Origin of the sequence: Ehrlichia muris AS145 (assembly GCF_000508225.1) — a bacterium.
In the GTDB taxonomy this organism is placed as follows: domain Bacteria; phylum Pseudomonadota; class Alphaproteobacteria; order Rickettsiales; family Anaplasmataceae; genus Ehrlichia; species Ehrlichia muris.
Window position 1 is genome coordinate 495833 of sequence record NC_023063.1, and the last position, 16450, is coordinate 512282.

Sequence of the window (16450 nt, forward strand, 5' to 3'; positions counted from 1 at the left end):
CTGTGTTAGGAAGAGGTTGGATCATCTATGTAATTGGTTGATAGAATATGATATTGATATAGCATTATTACAAGAAATAAAGTGTACAAATGAACTATTTCTTATTATTATTGTTAATTTTAGAAATTATTAATGAATTTAAAAATAGCTACGTGGAATGTTAATTCTGTTAGGAAGAGGTTGGATCATCTATGTAATTGGTTGATAGAATATGATATTGATATAGCATTATTACAAGAAATAAAGTGTACAAATGAACTATTTCCTTTTTTTAATGTGGAATCATTAGGATATAGGTGTTATGTACATGGACAGAAGGCTAGAAATGGGGTAGCTATTATAACAAGGTATCCTATAGTTGGGGAATTGGTTACAAGTATTTTTTTATCTGATTACGAATCTAGTTTATGTTACAAATTAAGTTCAGAAGGTTTTATTTATAATTATAGAGAATCTCGTTATTTAGAGTGTGTGATTTTATGTAATAATGTTAAAGTTCGTGTTGCTAGTATATATGTTCCTAATGGGCAAAGTATTGATTCTGATGCGTTTCAATATAAACTTGGATTTTTTGATCAGTTAAGGGAACATATGTTCTCTTTACTTACACAGGAAGATATTTTAATATTGGGTGGTGATTATAATGTAGGGCCTTATCCTATAGATGTGTATTCTCCTGAAATTATGGATGGTAGGCTGTGCTTTCATAAATCTGAAAGAGAAAAATTTCGATCTATCTTAAATCTGGGATTTACAGATGCTTTTCGGATATTAAATGAGTATGAGCAGAAGTTTACTTGGTGGAATTATAAAGCAGGTGCATGGCAAGCAAACAAAGGTTTAAGGATAGATCATTTATTGTTGTCACCACAAGCTGCAGATAAGCTGTTATCTTGTGTTATTCATGATAAACTCAGAAGTTTAGATACACCTTCTGATCATGCTCCAGTTGTATGTAATATTGATTTAAGTTCTTAGTCAGTTTATGTATAAATATAATGTTTGATTTGTTTAATATATAGGAATTTGTGTTTTACAATATGTGCTGTGTTTTAAATATAGAAATAAATTAATTTTTATAATAAGAACATATAAATATCTAAATCATAGTTAAAACTATATATGTAAACGTTCTTTAATCTATACAACTGCCCCTACTTGTGAAGGTACATATTACAATATATTTTTAGTGTATTACCAAAAATTTAAAAATGTTTTGTTTGTAGTTTTATATATGCTATAACGCATTTTTCGTCAGATATATATTGATTGATGATATGAATAATTGAGGAAGGTTAAGACATACTTTTTGATATTTTAACTGGACTTATTAAGTATGTAAATATAATGTGTTGGTTTACTGTGGAAAAGTCTAATTGTATATTGTGAGTGTTATCTACTGTGCTCGAGGCTTTCTTGATATTTAGTAAGATGTTGTCTTTCTTCTGCTACATTAGATTTTTATAGCTTCTACCTGTAAATTTAATGATATTGAAGGATCATTTTCTTGCATGGTTTTCATAAGAACCATAGAAGTAATAATTGATATATATACTGAAAATAATAAGATCTTAAAAATATCAGTGCCATTATGTGTTATGAAATAACTAATAGATGTGAAACTTACATTTGCTATTGATATAATTAATGCCGCACTCCAGTTTACCATTGACCATATTGTATATTTTGTAGATGTATTGGTCTTTTTTAGTTCTTTATATTGTTTAATATTTGTGTCTAATAAAATCGAAGCATATTCTATGACAAAAAGTGAAGATAGTATATTCAATATAGAAGCAGCTATAGCCATAGGCTTATTAATTGGCAAAATTAAAATGGTAATAGTGGATATAATATTGAGTCCTAGTAAGCTTACTGCTTCTCCTATAAATCCCAAGTAAGAAAATAAGATTTTTTTTTGCAGATTTTTTTTTTTGTAGTTTTTTAATATAATACTTAAGTTGTATATTATATTAATACTATAGAGTAATATTGATAATATTGATAGTATTGCAGTATATGAGAATATAAGATTTTTAGCATCTTTTGGAATAGTTGATATTGATTTTATTATAAAAAAAACATTCCATAATGATAAAATTATTATTATGGTTATAAGATGAATTTTTGTGTAACTTAGAGCCTTACTTTTGATCATATTTGTATACTTTAAGGTTATGTAAATTTATGATTTTTGTTCCTTGTTTTTGCATCATTTTAATAATAAAACTTTTTTTAAGATAATTATTTTTTATTTAATGCATAAGTATACAGTATATTTTTTGTTGTAGAAATATCTTTTGATATAGGAAGTATTTTATAATATTATCCTTTCTGTTATGCAAGTTTATAAAAATAAGGTGGTCCTATATAAAAAACCGTGTATTTATATAACAAGATGTATAAGATCGCCTTTAAAAGCATATGTAGTTTTAATATTTCTTTTATTAAGTTATAGACATTAAATTTTTTATAATTAATTATTGTATAATTGTATTGAAATTATAAGAGTCGTATGTTATATGATTACTAAAAGGCTAGGTAGCTCAGTGGTAGAGCAGGAGAATCATAATCTCTTGGCCGTGGGTTCGAATCCCTCCTTAGCCACTTACACTATTATTTAATATTTTGTGTTGATCCTGTATTTCAATATCTGATAATGCTAAGTTAGTAGAGAGTTCTATCTTGAGTATTGTTATTGTTAATAATATACTAATTGCAATGCATGATATTCTAATTATTGGTCCAAGAGGAAAGTTGATTGGCCCGTTATTGTGGTGATTTTCTGTGTCAAAGAGCGAAAAAAATCGAGTTTGTTCTAAGACATTAATGATTTTGCCAACAAATGCTATAAGACTTATCACTAGTGACACTATAGAAAGGGAAAATAAGCATACCAGATGTTTTTTTTGTGTTGTATGCTTATTTTGTTTCATTCTATGATAGTTAAAATATATTAGCAATGGTGATGCTATTAATAGCTTGATTAATATGCAAGCAAAGTCTACAGCGCCTTTGGTATGGATTGCTGTTTTGTTACTTGATACTATCTCTAAATTACCTGCTGCTACTTGATGTATCGCAATGATTTGTATTATTATTGCAATTGTAGTACTAAGTACTTCAGCTGTGTGTGCTACTTTTTTATATTTCATTAAAGAGTTTTTATTGTCAGTATGGTGTGTACATGCTAATTCATGGTACGATAGTAGATACAGTATAATGCGTGCTGATAAAACCATCAGCAGATTAATTAACAATAGATCTTTAGCACTAAGCTTAGAAGGGAACCTGATTAGCTGTATAAAAATTGCAAATAGGAATACTCCAAAGTATATAACATTAGCACAAAGTGCCATGTAGTGCTTAGTTTTATATGTTGCTTTCTTTGAAAAAAACATACACTTTTTCTATGTTGATTAGTACATTAACATTCCACCGTTGACATGTAAAGTCTGACCTGTAATATATTTACTTTCATCACTAGCTAAGAATAAAACTGCAGCAGCTACTTCTTCTGGTGTACCTATTCTTCTCATAGGAATATTTGCAATAATGTTATTGCGTTGCTCTTCGGATAATACATCTGTCATTGGTGTTGCAATAAATCCTGGAGCTATACAATTTACGGTTATATTTCTACTTGCAAACTCTTTTGCTATGGATTTGCTCATGGCTATAATGGCAGCTTTAGATGCTGCATAACTTGTTTGTCCAGGATTACCAGTAAATGCTATAATTGAGGAGATGTTAATTATTCTGCCTTGATTATTTTTTAACATTGAACGGCATGCATTACGGTTTAGCTTAAAGGTTGTAGTCAGGTTTGTATTGATAACTTTATGCCAGTCTTCATCAGAAGTACGTAATGTGAGTTTATCTAATGTAATACCGGCATTACATACGATACCATCAATGCCAGACATAATTTTACATGCATTGTCAATTAAACCATTAATCTGTTCATCATTTGTTAAATCGCATGGTAAAGTATGTATTATACTATCTGTGCTTGAAGATTGTTTTGCGATTTCCTGTAAAACAGATTCTTTAGTACCTGAAATACAAAGTGTAGCTCCTGCATCTGATAAAGTTTTAGTTATAGCCTTTCCAATACCACCAGATGCTCCAGTAATTAAAAATCTTTTTTGTGATAGATTAAACATGTTAAACCTAAATGTACACTTTTAACATGATATGCTACTTTGTTGAAAATGAGAAGTAAAGAGTTGGTTGTTAAAGTAATGCATAAATATGTTTATGCAATATGATTCAAGATTATTCTAGATAGTGATGTTGTGTAAATATTGAAATATATGTAATATTTTTTATACTATGGACAAATTTATAGAATATATTTTTGTAAAATTTATGATATTAAATAAGTTCGATAAGCGCGTCATGAGACATAATAGATAAAAAATAATTATGTTCATATCTGGTAGCATTAGGTATAGATTTCTGCAGTTAAAAGTAATTACAAAATGTATTTATTAGTATTCTAGAAATAAAATTGCTCTCAAGTTAGTGTATATTTCAATTAAATAGATACCTATAATAGTTACTGTAAGGGTTAATTTAATGTTGTTATTGTAGAAAGGTATGCGATTTTATATTTTTTATAGTAGTAATATATTTTATGGTGTATATTATTTTATATATAGTATTAGTACTGTGTTATGTGTGTTACTATTTGTATAATTCTATTAGAATAGTTTATTTAAGATATCCACGTAACTCTTAGAAAAATAATAAAGTCATGAATTTTTATAGAATATTATTAATATTTATGATAAACAAAATATTTGATTTTTATTAGTGTGTTTAATTATTAACTTCATAATAGGGTTGATTAAATATTCTAGTTGTTAACTAATATGTTGCTGTAGCAAGTATAAGTATTAATGGGAGATATGAGAAATGATAAGTGCATTACAAGCGCCGAATGAAATACGTAGACGTATGCAGATGTTGTATCGTACAGAAGAAAATAGTTATATAAGGTATTTGACAGAGAAAACAGAAATATCACAAGATTCTAAAATTAGGATTTATAGTGTTGCAAAACAAATAATAGAAAGAATAAGAGTAGATAGAAATTTAGGTATAATAGATGCTTTTATGCAAGAGTATGGCTTATCAAATGAAGAAGGCATAGCTCTTATGTGTTTAGCAGAGTCTTTATTAAGAATACCAGATGATTGCACCATAAATGATTTAATAAAAGATAAGATAGGAAACAGTATGTGGAGTAATCATATAGGTAGTTCTTCATCAATATTTGTTAATGCAGCAACATGGGGTTTATTTATAGGTGGAAGAGTATTAAAAGATAGTAGTGATAGTACTCGATTATTTGGTGCTATAAATAATTTATTGAAAACAATGGGTGAGCCTATAATTAGAAAGGCAGTGCGGCAAGCAATGTGTATCTTGGGCAAACATTTTATAAAGGGAAGAGATATAATAGAAGCACTTAACAATAGAAAAGCAGGTGAGTTATATTCATTTGATATATTAGGGGAAGCTGCAAAAACTAGAAAAGATGCAGAAAGATATTTTACTGAATATATGGCAGCGGTAGAAAGTATAGGAAAGTCTAAAATTGTTAATGAAACAGGAAATTTAATAGATTATGATGAGATATCAGTCAAAATATCTGCATTACATAATAGATATGAGTTTTCACAAATCGATGAAGTATTAGATGAGATAGTAGATAAATTATTGCAAATATGTAGATTGGCAAAAGATCATAACATTCGTGTATGTGTTGATGCAGAAGAAGCAAGTAGATTAGAAATATCATTAATGATACTTGAAAAATTGCGATTTGATAGTAGTTTGAATGGATGGGAAGGTCTAGGATTAGCTGTACAAGCGTATCAAAAAAGAGCATTTTCAGTGTTAGATTTTGTGGAAGATATATCAGTTAGATCTCATCATAAAATGATGCTGAGGCTTGTAAAAGGTGCATACTGGGATTATGAAATAAAGAATGCTCAAGAGTTAGGTTTAAGTAGTTATCCAGTATTTACAAGAAAGGTGTATACTGATGTGTCATATTTAGCATGTGCAAACAAAATTTTAAGTAAGCCAAATACTTTTTCTCCATGTTTTGCTACACATAATGCTTATACATTGGCTGCAATATTAGAAATGGCAAATAAGGATCATCCAGGGTTTGAATTTCAAAGATTGCACGGTATGGGAGCTAGTTTATATGAATATGTAACGCAAGAATTAGCAGCAAATGTTAAGTGTAGAGTTTATGCTCCTGTTGGAAGTTATCAGGATTTACTTCCTTATTTGATTAGAAGATTATTAGAAAATGGAGCAAATAGTTCATTTATTAACCAGTTAAATGATAGTAATGTGTCACTGGAACAGTTAATAGAAGATCCATTAGAAAAAGCAAAAGCGTTAGAATATTTACCTCATCCTAATATAGCATTACCAAAGGACATATTTGGGCCTGATAGACTTAATTCTATGGGTATTGATATTACTGATTCTGTTACTTTAGCAAGTTTTAATGAAGAAATGAAAAATTATCAAACTTGCAAGTTTAGAGCAGCTCCAATTATAGGGGGAGAAGAGCTAGATGGTAGTTTTAAGGAAGTATTTTCTCCAACGAATTCTGAGGATGTTATAGGAGAAGTATTGTTTGCAGATCCTACACAAGCACTATCAGCCTTAGGTATAGCATATGATGCGTTTGAAGAATGGTCTAATATTCCAGTTTCTACTCGTGCTGCTATACTAGAAAAAGCAGCTAATTTACTAGAAGAGAATAAAGCAAAGTTAATAACACTACTTATCAGAGAAGGGGGTAAAGTTATTTCTGACGCTATTGCAGAGGTAAGAGAAGCCGTTGACTTCTTACGTTATTATGCACTTCTTGGGAGGCAAGAATTAGAGCAGTCAAAAAAATTACCTGGTCCTGTAGGAGAAGATAATTATCTTTATTTCAAAAGTAGAGGGGTATTTGTGTGTATATCTCCTTGGAATTTCCCCTTAGCAATATTTATTGGTCCTATTGCTGCAGCATTAGTTACTGGAAATACTGTACTTGCAAAACCTGCTGAGCAAACTTCTATCATTGCATATGAAACAGTAAAGTTATTGTATGATGCTGGGGTGCCGAAAGAAGTTTTACACTTATTATTAGGTCATGGTAAAGAATTAGGAGAAGTATTATTAAAAAATGAGAAAATAGGTGGGGTAGCATTTACTGGTTCAACAGAGACAGCTAGCATAATTAATCAGTCTATTGCACAAAAAGAAGGTGGTATTATTCCATTCATAGCTGAAACAGGTGGTTTAAATACCATGATAACTGATACTTCTGCATTAATAGAGCAAGTTACAAATGATGTTATAACATCAGCATTTAAAAGTGCTGGACAAAGATGTTCAGCGTTAAGGGTATTATTTGTGCAAGAAGAAGTGGCAGATAAACAAATTGAAATGATTTGTGGTGCTATGGAAAGTTTGGTCATAGGAGATCCTATGTTGTTAAATACAGATATAGGGCCAGTAATAGATAAGCCATCGCAAGAAATGTTAATGTCTCATGAAAACAAGATGTCACAAGAGGCAAAATTATTATGTAAAGTTAAGTTAGGAGAAGATTGTAAAAAAGGTTATTTCTTTGCTCCGTGTGCATATGAGATACAAAGTATATCTCAGTTAAAGAGAGAAGTATTTGGTCCAATATTACATATAATCCGTTATAAGAAAGAAAATTTACATAAAATTTTGAATGAGATCAATAGTACAGGATATGGGTTAACATTTGCTGTGCAGAGTAGGGTGCAAAGTAACATTGATAATATTATTGATAAGATAAATGTTGGAAATGTTTATGTAAATAGAAATCAAGTTGGAGCAGTAGTAGGGGTGCAACCTTTTGGTGGACAAGGATTATCTGGTACTGGTCCTAAAGCAGGTGGTCCATATTATTTACATAGATTCCTAACAGAAAAAGTGGTAAGTATTAATACTACAGCTTTGGGTGGAAACACTTCCTTAATGTGTTTAACTGATTAGATGATTTAGTAGAACATATCATTACATTGTTCTATCTTGATTTGTAGGAATATTTGTGTGAGTAATATTGACTAGAAACATAAATGTTACGGTTTTGGTAGGTACGTATATTTACATAGATTTTCTGTTAAGATAAGAATATCCTATCTCCTGGAAAGTATGAATGACCTGAGATTTAGGTCATAGTATTATTTTTATAATGATCTAATTCTGTTTGTGCTTATTGTATTTATTTAGGCTTGTGATTAAGTAGGTACGTGATTAGTTTAATTAGATAATAACTATAATATATATGTAGGTGTACCTTTTTATCTATGATTTTTTTAATCAATTACTGTAAATATTTATGCATACTAATTTTTATACATGGTTTGATGAGGGATATCAAAATATTTGGATGCCTTATACACAAATGAAAAATTCGCCTCTACCATTAAAGGTAAAGTCTGCTAGTGGATGTTATATAACATTGGAGGATGGTACAAAGTTACTTGATGGTATATCTAGTTGGTGGAGTGTGTGTCATGGGTATTCTCATCCACATATTGTTCAAAAGATTCAAGATCAAGTTGCTAAATTATCTCATGTTATGTTTTCTGGATTAGCACATGAACAAAGTTATATTCTAGCATCTCGACTTGTCAAAATTGCTCCAAAACAGGGAATGAGTAGAGTTTTCTTTTCAGATTCTGGGTCAACTGCTGTTGAAGTTGCTATGAAAATGGCAGTGCAATATCACCAAAATTTGGGCAATGTGAACAAATGTAGTTTTATATCTTTTGTTAATGGATATCATGGGGATACAATGGGTTGTATGTCAATATCTGATCCTGGAAAGATTCATGGTACCAAATTCAAAAAGTATCACCCTTTACAGTACATTTTGCCCTTACCTCATACTGAAGAGGAAATTGAGAGTTTTACAAATACAATATCTTCTATAAAAGATTGTGTTGCTGCTATAATTTTAGAGCCGATCTTGCAAGCAGCAGGTGGGATGTTAATTCATTCTGCAAGTACTGTAAGAAAGATTTATGATATTGCAAAAAATAACAACATATTATTTATAGCAGATGAAGTGGCTACAGGTTTTGGTAGGATTGGGACTATGTTTGGATGTAATCAAGCAGATATTGTTCCAGATATTATGGTCATTGGGAAAGCATTGACAGGTGGATTTTGTACATTATCTGCAACTTTAACTACGCAGGAGGTTTATAATGCATTTTTATCAGATAATATAAATGATGCTTTTATGCATGGTCCAACTTTTTCTTCTTTTAAGTCTTCTATGAAAATTTCTTTGACGTTTAATGAAATTGCCTTTTGTCTTATAGCGGACATATCATCATTTTGTCCTAAATCTGCAGTAAATACCACTATTTCACAATTGTATTCTTCTTGAAGCCATCTTAATATAACTGAGGTATCTAACCCTCCTGAGTAAGCTAATACTATTTTTTTCATTAGATAATAAATAATAATTACGTAAAGCTTAAATTTTATTCTATTTTTATTAGAATGACAAGTGATTATTGATGTTTTAATGATTGAAAATTTAATCTTCTCGAAGTAAGTTGAGATGTTAATAAAATTACAATGCAAATAATAATTTATATTATATTATACATAACTTATATTGGTAAAATTATATACTGTATTCATGAAAATTATCTTGTATCTAAAAATTATACTTTTGGTATTAATTTGTTCAAAATGCAATGAAGTGTTTGCAAAAGATATACTAAATAACTCTATTGGCAATTTTTATATTGGTGGGTCTTATGGGTATGATAAGAAAATACTAGAGTTTAAAACTGGAAATGGATATTTAGATTTTGATTTTAGTGTAAATAATGTAGTAGGTTATAATGTTGACCTGTTATTAGGTTATATATGTCCTAGTGCTTCTTTAAATAATTTTAGGACTGATTTAGAATTTGTGTATATGACTAAGAAAAAAATACTTAATGAACAAAAGATAGCTAATAAAGATAATGAAGAACCTTTAGAAAAGAAAATGTTATATTGGAATAGCAATAATTATAAAATTTTCTTTAATCTGTACTATGATGTTGGTAATTTTTTTAGTGTAAGGGACCTTACGTTTTTCTTTGGATCAGGTATTGATATCCATTATCTTATCGGTTGGCTTTCAAAAAATAGTGAATCTCTAGATCTTAAAAACAAATTAATGATACAAAATATGATTGGTATAAAATATCAATTATTACGTAATATTGCTATTTATAGTGGTTATAGATGTTTTATTGGTTATGCAAAACCCAGAGATGATGTTAATTTGAAACATTGTTGTATTTTAGGATCTTATGGTCTTATATTTGGTTTAGAATTTATTTTTTAATGCTATATATTAATTATTATTTATAATATATTGATTTTTAGTTATAAATTTTTTGCTTATTATTGTGTGAATTATAGAAGTGGTTTTTCTAAAAAATTTGTTATTATATGTTTCATGATTAAAAACGTGTTGTTAATTGTACATGAGTATGCATTAATCTAATTCTTAAATATGTTATTTATCTTATTGATAATATATTAATATACAAGTAATTTATAGTTAAAAATGATGCAAGATAGTAATATCTCAATAAGGTAATGTAAAAATTATTGACTTATATTGATTGTATTAGATGATTTATCCTAATAATTTTTATGTTGACTTCATAGTAGAGATTTGTATATCAACTATATAGTTAATATTTTTACTTTTTATGAAAAATTATATATATGCCATTATATGTTTTACAGTTATTACATTTAGTTTTGATGCTATAGCTAATCATTTTTATTTAAAAGGAGGTTATAATTTTTTGGGGGATTATTCTGATAGTTTTAAATCAGAATATATAGATTATCAGCATTTTAATATAGATATTAGTACTGCGCTTGGGTATAAATTGGATAATAATTTTTTTTATGAATTTAAAATAAGGTATACAAATATAAAACCTGCAATACATAAATTAATGGATTTTGAAAAGATGGATTTGATTGATATATTGCAAAGGATTATTGGTAAAAAACTCTATACATCAAAGATAGAAAATGTATTTGAAATTAATAGTGTTACTACTCTTGTTAATTCTGGGTATGATTATGTTATTAATAATAAATTGACGGCATACTTAAGTTGTGGAATTGGTATTGCTGGTTTATTGAATTATCAGGGATTTAGAAGTCATATTTTTACTCATTATGGTGTGAGCGTGCAGAGTGAGGTTGGATTGTGTTATGTTGATAAAAAAAAAGTGAGTTTATGTGTAGGATATAGCTATTTGAGGAATTATTGGAAATATGATACAAATAAAATCTATGATGAAGATGGAAATACTGTAATGTATCATTTTCAGGATTTTCAATTAAATTCTCATGTTGTATTTGCTGATTTTAAAGTTATGTTATAATACTGGTTTAAGCTCTACTATGCTTGAGGCATGTAGTAATTGTTTAATGAGGTTTATTTGATAAAAATATCGATGCTATTGTGATGAATTTTAGAATTTATCAATAGTATATAATACTATATTTAATTTTTTAGAAATGAAATTTTGCTGATTTTTTTAATAATTTTCTTGCATTGTGTGGTTATACTTTATATAACTTGGAAAATATAAAAATGTTAGCTTGGTAGTGTATAATGGTCAAGAGTCTTTCAAATAATCTATCTGGATTTCTTCTTTCTCCGCTTGCTCCTACTAATTTTCCTGTTATGCCTAAAATTAATGGAATAGAGTTGTATTCTTTTGCTTGTGGTATTAGAGGAACTTTAGATAAGCTTGATCTTTTAATAGTAAAAATGCCAGTTAACACTACTGTGGGTGGTGTTTTTACAACTTCTTATACAGCAAGTAGCAATGTTGAACATTGTAAGAAAATACTTCCTTATGGTAAAGCAAGAGTTTTAATTGTAAATTCTGGTAATGCTAATGTCGCAGTAGGTGTTGGAGGATATAAAGTTGTTGAAGAAGTTACAAGATTATGTGCAGAAAGGTTTGGTTGTTCTACTCAAGAAGTCTATTTCTGCTCTACAGGAGTTATAGGCGTTCCCTTGCCGATTGATAAAATTAAATCTGTTATACTAGATCCTATATGGAGTAATGCTAAAAACTCCTGGGAAGATGCTGCTAATAGTATTACTACAACTGATACTTTTATAAAGATGGTAACAAGAGAAGTATTAATTTGTGGTGAGAAAGTTACGATTAATGGAATATGTAAGGGTTCAGGTATGATTGCGCCTAATATGGCGACAATGTTAGCATATGTTTTTACTGATGCTAATATCAAATCAGATGTATTGCAAAAATTATTAAAAGAATATGTTGATGTATCTTTTAATAATATTACTGTTGATGGTGATACTTCTACTAGTGATTCAGTTTTGATATTTGCTACAAATCTTGCTAAACATAAACAGGTATGCTCTGCTGATGATCAAGTCATTGATGATTTTAAAATTGCTTTAAAAGATATGCTAGTGGAAATGGCACATTTGATTATCAGAGATGGAGAAGGAGTGGAAAAATTTATTACAATTAATATTAAAAATGCTGTGTCATTGAATTCTGCTAGAAAATTAGGGTTTTCGGTAGCGAATTCCTTACTTGTAAAGACTGCTATAGCAGGTGGAGATGCTAATTGGGGTAGGATAGTTATGGCTATAGGTAAAGCTGGAGAGCCATTTAATAAGAATGAGATTTCGTTGAAAATAGGGGATAATGTTGTATTAGTAAATGGTGAAATTAGTCCTACCTATAATAAAGTTGCTGTTAATCAATATGTAAAAGATGAGCAGAATATTTATATTGAAGTTGATATTAATACTGGTAATTTTGATGCAACTATATGGACTTGTGATTTAACCCATAGATTTGTTGATATTAATAGCAAATATTTGACTTAATGATTATTGTTAATTTTAGAAATTATTAATGAATTTAAAAATAGCTACGTGGAATGTTAATTCTGTGTTAGGAAGAGGTTGGATCATCTATGTAATTGGTTGATAGAATATGATATTGATATAGCATTATTACAAGAAATAAAGTGTACAAATGAACTATTTCTTATTATTATTGTTAATTTTAGAAATTATTAATGAATTTAAAAATAGCTACGTGGAATGTTAATTCTGTTAGGAAGAGGTTGGATCATCTATGTAATTGGTTGATAGAATATGATATTGATATAGCATTATTACAAGAAATAAAGTGTACAAATGAACTATTTCCTTTTTTTAATGTGGAATCATTAGGATATAGGTGTTATGTACATGGACAGAAGGCTAGAAATGGGGTAGCTATTATAACAAGGTATCCTATAGTTGGGGAATTGGTTACAAGTATTTTTTTATCTGATTACGAATCTAGTTTATGTTACAAATTAAGTTCAGAAGGTTTTATTTATAATTATAGAGAATCTCGTTATTTAGAGTGTGTGATTTTATGTAATAATGTTAAAGTTCGTGTTGCTAGTATATATGTTCCTAATGGGCAAAGTATTGATTCTGATGCGTTTCAATATAAACTTGGATTTTTTGATCAGTTAAGGGAACATATGTTCTCTTTACTTACACAGGAAGATATTTTAATATTGGGTGGTGATTATAATGTAGGGCCTTATCCTATAGATGTGTATTCTCCTGAAATTATGGATGGTAGGCTGTGCTTTCATAAATCTGAAAGAGAAAAATTTCGATCTATCTTAAATCTGGGATTTACAGATGCTTTTCGGATATTAAATGAGTATGAGCAGAAGTTTACTTGGTGGAATTATAAAGCAGGTGCATGGCAAGCAAACAAAGGTTTAAGGATAGATCATTTATTGTTGTCACCACAAGCTGCAGATAAGCTGTTATCTTGTGTTATTCATGATAAACTCAGAAGTTTAGATACACCTTCTGATCATGCTCCAGTTGTATGTAATATTGATTTAAGTTCTTAGTCAGTTTATGTATAAATATAATGTTTGATTTGTTTAATATATAGGAATTTGTGTTTTACAATATGTGCTGTGTTTTAAATATAGAAATAAATTAATTTTTATAATAAGAACATATAAATATCTAAATCATAGTTAAAACTATATATGTAAACGTTCTTTAATCTATACAACTGCCCCTACTTGTGAAGGTACATATTACAATATATTTTTAGTGTATTACCAAAAATTTAAAAATGTTTTGTTTGTAGTTTTATATATGCTATAACGCATTTTTCGTCAGATATATATTGATTGATGATATGAATAATTGAGGAAGGTTAAGACATACTTTTTGATATTTTAACTGGACTTATTAAGTATGTAAATATAATGTGTTGGTTTACTGTGGAAAAGTCTAATTGTATATTGTGAGTGTTATCTACTGTGCTCGAGGCTTTCTTGATATTTAGTAAGATGTTGTCTTTCTTCTGCTACATTAGATTTTATAGCTTCTACCTGTAAATTTAATGATATTGAAGGATCATTTTCTTGCATGGTTTTCATAAGAACCATAGAAGTAATAATTGATATATATACTGAAAATAATAAGATCTTAAAAATATCAGTGCCATTATGTGTTATGAAATAACTAATAGATGTGAAACTTACATTTGCTATTGATATAATTAATGCCGCACTCCAGTTTACCATTGACCATATTGTATATTTTGTAGATGTATTGGTCTTTTTTAGTTCTTTATATTGTTTAATATTTGTGTCTAATAAAATCGAAGCATATTCTATGACAAAAAGTGAAGATAGTATATTCAATATAGAAGCAGCTATAGCCATAGGCTTATTAATTGGCAAAATTAAAATGGTAATAGTGGATATAATATTGAGTCCTAGTAAGCTTACTGCTTCTCCTATAAATCCCAAGTAAGAAAATAAGATTTTTTTTTGCAGATTTTTTTTTTGTAGTTTTTTAATATAATACTTAAGTTGTATATTATATTAATACTATAGAGTAATATTGATAATATTGATAGTATTGCAGTATATGAGAATATAAGATTTTTAGCATCTTTTGGAATAGTTGATATTGATTTTATTATAAAAAAAACATTCCATAATGATAAAATTATTATTATGGTTATAAGATGAATTTTTGTGTAACTTAGAGCCTTACTTTTGATCATATTTGTATACTTTAAGGTTATGTAAATTTATGATTTTTGTTCCTTGTTTTTGCATCATTTTAATAATAAAACTTTTTTTAAGATAATTATTTTTTATTTAATGCATAAGTATACAGTATATTTTTTGTTGTAGAAATATCTTTTGATATAGGAAGTATTTTATAATATTATCCTTTCTGTTATGCAAGTTTATAAAAATAAGGTGGTCCTATATAAAAAACCGTGTATTTATATAACAAGATGTATAAGATCGCCTTTAAAAGCATATGTAGTTTTAATATTTCTTTTATTAAGTTATAGACATTAAATTTTTTATAATTAATTATTGTATAATTGTATTGAAATTATAAGAGTCGTATGTTATATGATTACTAAAAGGCTAGGTAGCTCAGTGGTAGAGCAGGAGAATCATAATCTCTTGGCCGTGGGTTCGAATCCCTCCTTAGCCACTTACACTATTATTTAATATTTTGTGTTGATCCTGTATTTCAATATCTGATAATGCTAAGTTAGTAGAGAGTTCTATCTTGAGTATTGTTATTGTTAATAATATACTAATTGCAATGCATGATATTCTAATTATTGGTCCAAGAGGAAAGTTGATTGGCCCGTTATTGTGGTGATTTTCTGTGTCAAAGAGCGAAAAAAATCGAGTTTGTTCTAAGACATTAATGATTTTGCCAACAAATGCTATAAGACTTATCACTAGTGACACTATAGAAAGGGAAAATAAGCATACCAGATGTTTTTTTTGTGTTGTATGCTTATTTTGTTTCATTCTATGATAGTTAAAATATATTAGCAATGGTGATGCTATTAATAGCTTGATTAATATGCAAGCAAAGTCTACAGCGCCTTTGGTATGGATTGCTGTTTTGTTACTTGATACTATCTCTAAATTACCTGCTGCTACTTGATGTATCGCAATGATTTGTATTATTATTGCAATTGTAGTACTAAGTACTTCAGCTGTGTGTGCTACTTTTTTATATTTCATTAAAGAGTTTTTATTGTCAGTATGGTGTGTACATGCTAATTCATGGTACGATAGTAGATACAGTATAATGCGTGCTGATAAAACCATCAGCAGATTAATTAACAATAGATCTTTAGCACTAAGCTTAGAAGGGAACCTGATTAGCTGTATAAAAATTGCAAATAGGAATACTCCAAAGTATATAACATTAGCACAAAGTGCCATGTAGTGCTTAGTTTTATATGTTGCTTTCTTTGAAAAAAACATACACTTT

The 16450-nt window shown here is 28.5% G+C and carries 11 protein-coding genes, 2 tRNA genes and 2 pseudogenes; 9 read left to right on the top strand and 6 right to left on the bottom strand.

All coding sequences use genetic code 11. The features are described 5' to 3' along the window. Nucleotides 1–132: 132 nt before the first annotated feature. Complete coding sequence (gene xth, locus MR76_RS01860; RefSeq protein ID WP_024072010.1) at nt 133–978, top strand: exodeoxyribonuclease III; 846 nt, start codon at nt 133–135, stop codon at nt 976–978. A gap of 475 nt (nt 979–1453) precedes the next feature. On the opposite strand, the gene MR76_RS01865 is transcribed toward xth (MR76_RS01860), so the two are convergent. Next, nucleotides 1454–2158, bottom strand: a complete 705-nt coding sequence (locus MR76_RS01865; protein ID WP_024072011.1) for a hypothetical protein — start codon at nt 2156–2158, stop codon at nt 1454–1456. 377 nt (nt 2159–2535) lie between these two features. Between MR76_RS01865 and MR76_RS01870 the strand changes: the two genes are divergently transcribed. Then, nucleotides 2536–2607 (top strand) — tRNA-Met (locus tag MR76_RS01870). Here MR76_RS01870 and MR76_RS04640 read toward each other — a convergent pair. Both MR76_RS04640 and fabG read right to left on the bottom strand, forming a co-directional pair. Continuing rightward, a complete protein-coding gene (locus tag MR76_RS04640) occupies nt 2601–3401 on the bottom strand; it encodes a hypothetical protein (protein ID WP_024072012.1) in 801 nt (266 codons plus the stop codon). The two genes, MR76_RS01870 and MR76_RS04640, sit on opposite strands and share 7 nt — an antisense overlap. A gap of 18 nt (nt 3402–3419) precedes the next feature. Then, nucleotides 3420–4166: a 3-oxoacyl-[acyl-carrier-protein] reductase gene (fabG, locus tag MR76_RS01880; RefSeq protein ID WP_024072013.1), complete on the bottom strand. Its 747-nt coding sequence runs from the start codon at nt 4164–4166 to the stop codon at nt 3420–3422. Nucleotides 4167–4920: 754 nt separating this feature from the next. Between fabG and putA the strand changes: the two genes are divergently transcribed. Both putA and MR76_RS01890 read left to right on the top strand, forming a co-directional pair. After that, the gene (putA, locus tag MR76_RS01885) at nt 4921–8052 is read left to right on the top strand and encodes a bifunctional proline dehydrogenase/L-glutamate gamma-semialdehyde dehydrogenase PutA (RefSeq protein ID WP_024072014.1); all 3132 of its coding nucleotides are present in this window, start codon (nt 4921–4923) and stop codon (nt 8050–8052) included. Nucleotides 8053–8464: 412 nt separating this feature from the next. After that, a pseudogene (locus MR76_RS01890) lies at nt 8465–9295 on the top strand (aminotransferase class III-fold pyridoxal phosphate-dependent enzyme); the annotation flags it as partial. Nucleotides 9296–9318: 23 nt separating this feature from the next. Here MR76_RS01890 and MR76_RS04820 read toward each other — a convergent pair. After that, nucleotides 9319–9519: pseudogene (locus MR76_RS04820) on the bottom strand (argininosuccinate synthase domain-containing protein); the annotation flags it as partial. 196 nt (nt 9520–9715) lie between these two features. On the opposite strand from MR76_RS04820, the gene MR76_RS01895 reads away from it, so the two are divergent. From MR76_RS01895 to xth (MR76_RS01910), 4 genes are all read left to right on the top strand, one after another. Next, nucleotides 9716–10417 (top strand): hypothetical protein, encoded by a 702-nt coding sequence (locus tag MR76_RS01895; RefSeq protein WP_024072016.1) that lies wholly within the window; start codon nt 9716–9718, stop codon nt 10415–10417. A 373-nt stretch (nt 10418–10790) separates the two neighbouring features. Then, a complete protein-coding gene (locus MR76_RS01900; RefSeq protein WP_024072008.1) occupies nt 10791–11483 on the top strand; it encodes a hypothetical protein in 693 nt (230 codons plus the stop codon). Between the two features lie 233 nt (nt 11484–11716). Next, a complete protein-coding gene (gene argJ, locus MR76_RS01905; RefSeq protein WP_024072009.1) occupies nt 11717–12982 on the top strand; it encodes a bifunctional glutamate N-acetyltransferase/amino-acid acetyltransferase ArgJ in 1266 nt (421 codons plus the stop codon). Between the two features lie 194 nt (nt 12983–13176). Then, nucleotides 13177–14022, top strand: a complete 846-nt coding sequence (gene xth, locus MR76_RS01910) for an exodeoxyribonuclease III (protein WP_024072010.1) — start codon at nt 13177–13179, stop codon at nt 14020–14022. Between the two features lie 414 nt (nt 14023–14436). Here the strand turns inward: xth (MR76_RS01910) and MR76_RS01915 are convergent, their stop codons facing one another. Next, nucleotides 14437–14940: a hypothetical protein gene (locus MR76_RS01915; RefSeq protein ID WP_235111313.1), complete on the bottom strand. Its 504-nt coding sequence runs from the start codon at nt 14938–14940 to the stop codon at nt 14437–14439. A gap of 637 nt (nt 14941–15577) precedes the next feature. Between MR76_RS01915 and MR76_RS01920 the strand changes: the two genes are divergently transcribed. Then, nucleotides 15578–15649: transfer RNA gene (locus tag MR76_RS01920), tRNA-Met, on the top strand. Here MR76_RS01920 and MR76_RS04645 read toward each other — a convergent pair. Then, nucleotides 15643–16443: a hypothetical protein gene (locus MR76_RS04645; RefSeq protein ID WP_024072012.1), complete on the bottom strand. Its 801-nt coding sequence runs from the start codon at nt 16441–16443 to the stop codon at nt 15643–15645. The two genes, MR76_RS01920 and MR76_RS04645, sit on opposite strands and share 7 nt — an antisense overlap. Nucleotides 16444–16450 lie beyond the last annotated feature (7 nt).

Bases quoted from the DNA above. Each gene is read 5' to 3' on its own strand.
- xth (WP_024072010.1), top strand. From the start codon at position 133: ATGAATTTAAAAATAGCTACGTGGAATGTTAATTCTGTTAGGAAGAGG.
- MR76_RS01865 (WP_024072011.1), bottom strand. From the start codon at position 2,158: ATGATCAAAAGTAAGGCTCTAAGTTACACAAAAATTCATCTTATAACC.
- MR76_RS04640 (WP_024072012.1), bottom strand. From the start codon at position 3,401: ATGTTTTTTTCAAAGAAAGCAACATATAAAACTAAGCACTACATGGCA.
- fabG (WP_024072013.1), bottom strand. From the start codon at position 4,166: ATGTTTAATCTATCACAAAAAAGATTTTTAATTACTGGAGCATCTGGT.
- putA (WP_024072014.1), top strand. From the start codon at position 4,921: ATGATAAGTGCATTACAAGCGCCGAATGAAATACGTAGACGTATGCAG.
- MR76_RS01895 (WP_024072016.1), top strand. From the start codon at position 9,716: ATGAAAATTATCTTGTATCTAAAAATTATACTTTTGGTATTAATTTGT.
- MR76_RS01900 (WP_024072008.1), top strand. From the start codon at position 10,791: ATGAAAAATTATATATATGCCATTATATGTTTTACAGTTATTACATTT.
- argJ (WP_024072009.1), top strand. From the start codon at position 11,717: ATGGTCAAGAGTCTTTCAAATAATCTATCTGGATTTCTTCTTTCTCCG.
- xth (WP_024072010.1), top strand. From the start codon at position 13,177: ATGAATTTAAAAATAGCTACGTGGAATGTTAATTCTGTTAGGAAGAGG.
- MR76_RS04645 (WP_024072012.1), bottom strand. From the start codon at position 16,443: ATGTTTTTTTCAAAGAAAGCAACATATAAAACTAAGCACTACATGGCA.